We start from the raw sequence: 309 nt of genomic DNA on the forward strand, positions 1-309 counted from the left end.
CACGCTGCTGCGCATCATGGCGGGCCTCGACAAGGACTTCTCGGGCGAGGCCTGGGCCGCGAAAGGCGCGAAAGTCGGCTACCTCCCGCAGGAGCCCGATCTGGACCCGGCGCTGAACGTGCGCGGCAACGTCATGGAAGGCGTGGCCGCCAAGAAGGCCAAGCTGGAGCGTTTCAACGAGCTGGCGATGAACTACTCGGACGAGACCGCCGAGGAGATGGCCCAGCTTCAGGACGAGATCGACTCGGAAAACCTCTGGGATCTGGACAGCCAGGTCGACGTCGCGATGGAAGCCCTGCGCTGCCCGCC

At 66.0% G+C, this 309-nt stretch carries 1 pseudogene; it reads left to right on the forward strand.

Annotation, left to right across the window (positions count from 1 at the left end):
- Positions 1–309: pseudogene (locus B3D39_RS00035) on the forward strand (energy-dependent translational throttle protein EttA); the annotation flags it as partial.

Origin of the sequence: Thioclava sp. UBA3469, assembly GCF_002378135.1 — a bacterium.
Taxonomy (GTDB): Bacteria; Pseudomonadota; Alphaproteobacteria; order Rhodobacterales; family Rhodobacteraceae; genus Thioclava; species Thioclava sediminum.